Here is a 6,910-nt window from a genome sequence, read left to right as displayed (position 1 = left end):
TGTCGTTTCCAAGAAGGTTGTTCACACGCTGCCAGGGTGTGAGACCTTTGATGCCGGCGTGTGGGCGGGCAAGGTTGTAGGCGTCGGTCCACGGCTTGATGGCCTTGGCGCGGTCGTCCGAGCAAGCGTAGGGGCGGCCATAGGCCCACTCGCGCAGGCTGGTCTGGATGAAGCGCTCGGCCTTGCCGTTGGTCCTGGGCGTGTAGGGCCGGGTTCGCACATGGCGGGCTCCGGCGGCCTGCAGGGCCTTGGCGAACAGCTTGGAGCGATAGGCCGAGCCGTTGTCGGTCATCACCCGCTGGACGGCGACGCCGTGGCGGGCGAGCCAGGCCAGGGCGCGTTCGAGGAAGGCGGTGGTGTCGTGCTGGCCTTCGGAGGGCAGCACCTCGGTGTAGGCCAGGCGCGAGGCGTCATCGACGCAGACGTGCAGGAAGTCCCAGCCGGCCTTGCGCGAGCGGCCCGCTCGGCGGTCGCCGGTGACGCGGTGGCCTTCGACGTTGAACCTGCCCAGCTTCTTGATGTCCAGGTGGATCATCTCGCCGGGCGTGGCGCGCTCGTAGCGAAAGATCGGGACCTTGGGATCCAAGGCCGACAGCCTGCCCAGACCCAGACGGCGCAGGATCAGGCCCACCGTCGAGCGGGCCATGCCCAGCGCCTGGGCGATGGCCGGACCGGTTAGCCGCTGACGACGCAGCGCCTCGATCTGGCCGATCACCTGGGCCGACGTCTTGCGCGGACATCGGCGCGGCGCCGAGCTGCGGTCGTGATGCCTTCGCTCGCCGCCCCGCCGGTGCCGTTGCAGCCACTTGCTGGCCGTGCGTCGGGAAACGCCAGAGGCTTCGGCGGCTCGCGCCACCGGCCAGCCCTGGTGCTCGATCCGGGAAATCATCAGGGCTCGACCGACAGGCGTCAGCCGAGCATTCTTGTGGACGTTCATCCGGGGAGACCTCCGGCCAAGGTTGGAGCTTCGCAACCCCAGCTTCTCAGCCGCTCCCCGGGTGAACAACCTTCATAGCTTCGACACGTTCATCCGGGGAGACCTCCGGCCAAGGTTGGAGCTTCGCAACCCCAGCTTCTCAGCCGCTCCCCGGGTGAACAACCTTCATAGCTTCGACACCTAGGGCAGGTGCGGGGCGACCCGGGCCTTGAGCAGGGTCACCAGCGCCGGGTCCATGAAGGCGTAGTCGTCGGGGATGTTCAGGCAGATCACCCGCCCCTTGATGTGCCGCTTGAAACGCTTGGACAGCTTGTTGCGATGGGTGCGCTCCATCACGAAAATCAGGTCGGCCCATTCGACGAGCTCGCCGGTCAGGGGCTCTTCCGCGTCGTGATTGGTCCCAGCCGAGGTCGCCTCGACGCCGGGCCAGGTGGAAAACACCTGCTCCGCCGTGGGGCTGCGCAGCTTGTTCTGGCTGCAGACGAACAGGACCTTCTTCACCCGAAGGTCAGGCCGCCGCGAAGTCGCGCAGGGACGACAGGCCGCTCTGGTTGATTGGCAGGATGAAGCTGACCGTGGTGCCTTCGCCGGGGGTGGAGGTCATCTCCAGCGCGCCGTCATGCATCTCGACCAGCGACTTGGTCAGGGCCAGGCCCAGGCCGGTGCCCTGGGTGGTCTTAGCGTGCTGGCTCTCGACCTGCTCGAACGGCTTGGCCAAGCGCGCCAGGTCCTCGGCGGCGATGCCGATGCCGGTGTCGGTGACCGAGACCCGCACCCGCTCGCCCAGCGGGTCGCGGCGCACCTCGGCGCGGACCGTGACCCGGCCGGCGCGGGGCGTGAACTTGATGGCGTTGGACAGCAGGTTCAGCAGCACCTGCTTGACGGCCCGGTAGTCGGCCTCGACCTCGGGCAGGGGCGGGAAGTCGATCTCCAGCTTCAGGCCCGCGGCTTCGGCGCGATTGCGCACCAGGCGCACGGCGTCCTCGGTGACGTCCTCGAGGTTCAGCGGCTCGAACTTCAGGTTCATTTTGCCGGCCTCGATCTTGGACATGTCGAGGATGTCGTTGATCAGGGCCAGCAGGTGCTGACCGGAATTGTGGATGTCGAGGCTGTAGCCCTTGTAGCGCTGGTCGCCGAGCGGGCCGAACATCTCGTTCATCATGATCTCGGAGAAGCCGTTGATGGCGTTCAGCGGCGTGCGCAGCTCGTGGGACATGTTGGCCAGGAACTCGCTCTTGGCCTTGTTGGCGCCCTCGGCCTTGACCTTCTCCATCTCGTACTTGCGAGCCAGTTCCGCCAGCTGTTCCTGCGAGCGCTCCAGGCCAGCGACGGCGTGCTGCAACTGCTCCTCGTTAAGGCGACGGGCCTCTTCCTGGTTCTTGATGGCCGTGATGTCGGCGGCGGTCATCACCAGGCCGCCTTCGGCCGTGCGCCGCTCGCTGATCTGGATCCAGCGGCCGTCGTTCAGCTCGGCTTCGCGTACGCCCTTGGCGCCGTCGGGGGCCGGCTGGTCATGTCTGATGGCCAGGGCGGCGAAGCGGTTGACCTCGTTGCGCGGCGCGCCGGGCTTGAGCAGCTTGGGCTCGAGGTTGAAGACGTTGCGGTAGTTGCGGTTGCACATCAGCAACCGGCCCTGGCGGTCCCACAGCACGAAGGCCTCGGACACGCTCTCGATGGCGTCGCGCAGCCGGTTCTCGGCGGCCTGGGCGCGGGCCTGGGCCAGGCGCTCCTCAGTGACGTCCAGCGCCACGCCGATGATCCGCGAATAGCCGTCCTCGCCGGGCTTGCCGAAGCCTTGGCCGCGGGCGTCGATCCAGATGGCGCGGCCGCCGTCGCGGGCCGGGACTCGGAACGACACGTCGAACGCGCCATAGGTCGCGGCGTTGGCAAGGGCCTGGCGGACCTTGTCGCGATGGTCGACCGAGACTCGGTCCAGCAACTCCTGGCCCGGCACCACGCCGCCGCCGCCCCAGCCGAACATCGCGCCGGTGACGTCGGACATGAACACCTGGTCGCCGCCCAGCTCCCACTCCCAGATGCCGCAGCGGGCGGCTTCCACGGCAAGGCGGAACCGCTGCTCGCTGTCGACAAATTCCTGCTGGGCGGTCTCGACGCGGCGGCTCTGCAGCATCAGCATCAGGGCCAGGGCGATGCCGACCGCCAGCGGGGCCAGCAGCGAGAAGGCGCCTTCCATGACCTGGCGGTCGACATTGGCCACGGTGCGTGGTTGGGCGCCGGCGGCCGCCAGCAGGTCGCCCTGGGCCAGGGGCTGGATCGCCACGTCGAGAGCCTGGCCATCGACCGACTGCCCGCGCAGGGCGGCCGCGCTGGATCCAAGATCGTCGAGGGACAGCGAGAACGCCTCCCGCAGATCGGTCGCGCCCTTGATCGACCGTCCTCCTGAAGCCAGGATCCGACCGTCGGACAGCATCAGGGCGCTGACCGCGCCCTTGGTGGGCTCGGCGATCAGGCGAACGGGGTCGCTGGAGGCGATGACGAAGCCGCGACCGCCCGCGACGGGCGTGGCCATGACGACATAGAGGCGGCCGGTGGTCCCGCCCCCGATCCACAGACTACGGCCGGAGGCGCCGGCCGAACGGGCGGCCACTTTCCAGTCGGCCGAAGGATCGCGACCGGCGACGGCCAAGACATCAGTCGCACTGACCACGGCCACGGCCATGGCCTCGCCGCCCGCGGCGCGCAGGGCCGTTTCGGCCGCATCGATAGGGGCGTTGGGCTCCCGCTGGAGCAGGTCGGAGGCCGCCGACAGTCCGGCCCGCTGCGCGGCCAGGTTGGTCTCGGCGGCCGCTGCGACCAGCTTGGCCTGGACGGCCAGGCCGGCGCCGCCCGGCGGTGTATTGGCCTCGTCCTTGAGCCGGCTCACGCCGAAGGCGGTATAGACCGCCAGCAGCAGCAAGGCGGCCAGGATCGCCAGACGCACATAGGCCTGGGACGGCGACCGTGCGGCGCGCGAGCGGGCCGCGCCCGCCGCCGAAAGACCGGCTCCCGCCAGCCTCCCGGTTCTCGCCCCGCCACGCTCCAACGCCCAATGCTCCCGCAAACACTTGGCGAGTCACTTCGCCGACATGGTGAATCTACCGCACGCCAAAGGGCCGCGTCACCGCCGAACCTTGGTTTTGGCCGGGGATGGGCCCTTTAGTCGCAACTGTGGCGCCGAAGAATCATCCCAGACTTCGCCGCCCGCGGACGGGATTTCTAGTCCAGGGCCCGGGACACCAGCTCCAGGACGTTTTTCGACAGGCCCACATGCTCGCGAATGCGCTCCAGTTGTTGGCGCATCAGGGCGCCCAGTTCAGGCACGTAGCGCCGCCAGGCCCCGAGCGGTTCGACCAGCCTGGCCGCCGTCATCGGATTGAAGCCGTCGACGGCCAGGATCTGGTCCGCCAAGAAGCGATAGCCGGCGCCGGTCTCGTCGTGGAAGCGGGCCGGATTGCCGCTGGAGAAGCCCTGGACCAGGGCTCGCAACCGGTTGGGGTTGCCGGCGTCGAAGTCGGGATGGGCGGTCAGGGCCAGGATGCGGCCGATCGCGCCTTCGCCAGGATCACGAGCCTGGGCGGCGAACCACTTGTCCAGCACCAGCGGCTCGTGCCGCCACTGGGCGTGAAAGGCGGCCAGAGCCTTCTCGGCCGGTGCGCCGCCGATCGCCACCAGGGCTGACAGCCCGCCGATGGCGTCGGTCATGTTGGCCGCACTTTCGAAATGGCCAACGACCCGGTCGACATTGACCGCGTGCGGGTCGGCCGCCAGCAGGTCGCAGCAGGCGTTGCGCAGGGCGCGCTTGCCGGCCGCCCGAGCATCGGCCGAAAACTCTCCGCCGCTCTGCAGGTCGCCGTGCAGCCGCCGCAGCAGGTCGCCCAGGTGGACGGCGATGACGGCCTTCAGGTGGACGCGGGCCGCGTGGATCGCGGCGGGATCGACCGGATCGACCGCCAGGCTGAGGTCGCCCTCGGTGGGCAGGGCCAGCAGCAGGGCCTTGAAGGCCGGATCCGAGGCGTCGTCGACCAGGGCCTTGCCCAGGGCGTCGGCGTAGCGCTCCTCGCCGACCTCGTCGGGCGTGCCGGCCGCGCGGCCCAGGACCAGTTCGCGGGCCAGGGTCTGGCCGGCTTCCCAGCGATTGAACAGGTCCGGGTCGGCGGCGAACTGCACATAGCGGTCGACCGACCGAGTGTCGGTGGTCAGGTTCACCGGCGCCGAGAAGCCGCGCAGGGCCGAGATGACGGGCGCGCGCTCAACGCCCTCCCAGCGCACGGTGCTGGCGGGCGCGTCGAGCAGGACCACCTCGCTGTCGCGCAGCACCTCGCCCTCGCCGTCGAGCAGACCGATGGTCACGGGCACGGGCAGGGCGCGCTTAATCGGCTGACCGTTGGTCGGCGCGGTCGACTGGGTCAGGGTGATCTCCAGCGTCTTGGCCGTCTCGTCATAGGCATGGGCCAGCGACACCGCCGGCGTGCCGGCCTGTTCGTACCAGGCGAAGAAGTCGCTCATGTCGCGACCAGAGGCGTCGGCGAAACAGGCGATGAAGGCTTCGACGGTGGTCGCCTCGCCGTCGTGGCGCTCGAAATAGAGGTCCAGGCTCTTGCGGAAGGTTTCGGCGCCCAGGATGGTCTTGAGCATCCGGATCAGTTCCGAGCCCTTCTCGTAGATCGTGGCCGTGTAGAAGTTGTCGATCTTCAGGTAGCTGTTGGGGCGCACCGGGTGGGCCAGGGGACCGGCGTCCTCGGCGAATTGCCGGGCGCGCAGGGCCTTGACGTCCTTGATCCGCTGGACGGCCTCGCCGCGCATGTCCGCGCTGAAGCTCTGGTCGCGGAAGACGGTCAGGCCCTCCTTCAGACACAGCTGGAACCAGTCGCGGCAGGTGATGCGGTTGCCGGTCCAGTTGTGGAAATATTCGTGGGCCACGACGCTCTCGATGCGCTCGTAGTCCATGTCAGTGGCGGTCTCGGGCGCGGCCAACAGCAGGGAGCTGTTGAAGATGTTCAGCCCCTTGTTCTCCATGGCCCCGAAGTTGAAGTCGCGCACGGCGACGATCATGAACAGGTCCAGGTCGTACTCGCGGCCGAACGCCTCCTCGTCCCACTTCATCGCCCGCTTGAGGGCGTCCAGCGCATAGGCGGCGCGAGGAGCCTGGCCCGGGTCGACGAACACCTTCAGCGCCACCGTGCGGCCGCTCATGGTGACGAAGCTGTCCTCCAGCACGTCCAGTTCGCCGGCGACGAGGGCGAACAGATAGGCGGGCTTGGGGAAGGGGTCGTTCCAGACGGCGTAGTGACGGCCGTCCGGCTGGCTGGAGTCCACCTCGCCGCCTTCCCAAAGATTGCCGTTGCTCAGCAGGTAGGGGAACGCCGCGTCCGCCTCGATCCGCACCGTGAATCGGCTGAGGACGTCGGGGCGGTCGGGGAAGAAGGTGATGGTCCGAAAGCCCTCGGCCTCGCACTGGGTGCAGAACCGGCCGCCGGACATGTAGAGGCCCATCAGCGCCTTGTTGGCGGAAGGATCGATCTCGACCTCGGTGGTCAGCTCGAAGGCGTCGGGGACCTGGTGGATCGTCAGGTGTTCGGCGTCGAGGGCGTATTGGTTGGCGCTCAGGCCCTGGCCGTCGATGGCCGCCGAGATCAGCTTCAGGCGCTCCCCGTTCAGCACCAGCGGCTCGGCGGCGTCGCCGCTGCGTTTGATGCTCAGGGTCGCCTTGACCCGCGTCGCGCTGGGATCAAGCTGGAACTCCAGGCTGGTGGTCTCGATCAGGAACGGAAACGGGCGATAGTCCGAAAGCCGGACGGGCTGGGGCGTGTCTGTGCGCATCCCAGCAATGTAGGCAAGGACGGGGAGCGGGGCGAGGGCGCACTTGGCCCGATCGTCGATTTGTCCAGGCGCGACAGCGGTCTTACCTAAACTGTTCGTCACTTGAACCCTGGCGCGAACCCACCAAAGGTCCCCTTGCATTCGGGGACCCGG

General features: G+C 68.5%; 4 protein-coding genes. All 4 read right to left on the bottom strand.

Features of this window, described 5'->3' with window-relative positions; all coding sequences use genetic code 11:
* A partial coding sequence (locus ASD47_RS25925; protein WP_056762926.1) for an IS481 family transposase occupies positions 1-937 on the bottom strand: 937 nt, incomplete at its 3' end.
* 180 nt (positions 938-1,117) lie between these two features.
* Positions 1,118-1,438, bottom strand: a complete 321-nt coding sequence (locus tag ASD47_RS25920; RefSeq protein ID WP_056762923.1) for a low molecular weight protein tyrosine phosphatase family protein — start codon at positions 1,436-1,438, stop codon at positions 1,118-1,120.
* A 7-nt stretch (positions 1,439-1,445) separates the two neighbouring features.
* The gene (locus ASD47_RS25915) at positions 1,446-3,980 is read right to left on the bottom strand and encodes a PAS domain-containing sensor histidine kinase (RefSeq protein WP_056762921.1); all 2,535 of its coding nucleotides are present in this window, start codon (positions 3,978-3,980) and stop codon (positions 1,446-1,448) included.
* A 173-nt stretch (positions 3,981-4,153) separates the two neighbouring features.
* Positions 4,154-6,757, bottom strand: a complete 2,604-nt coding sequence (gene pepN, locus ASD47_RS25910; protein WP_056762919.1) for an aminopeptidase N — start codon at positions 6,755-6,757, stop codon at positions 4,154-4,156.
* Between the last annotated feature and the right edge of the window lie 153 nt (positions 6,758-6,910).

This window comes from Caulobacter sp. Root1472 (assembly GCF_001426985.1).
In the GTDB taxonomy this organism is placed as follows: Bacteria; Pseudomonadota; Alphaproteobacteria; order Caulobacterales; family Caulobacteraceae; genus Caulobacter; species Caulobacter rhizosphaerae.
This window is presented reverse-complemented; position numbering and strand designations above follow the sequence as displayed.

Excerpts from the sequence above, each read along its gene's own strand:
- pepN (WP_056762919.1), bottom strand. The coding sequence starts at position 6,757 with ATGCGCACAGACACGCCCCAGCCCGTCCGGCTTTCGGACTATCGCCCG.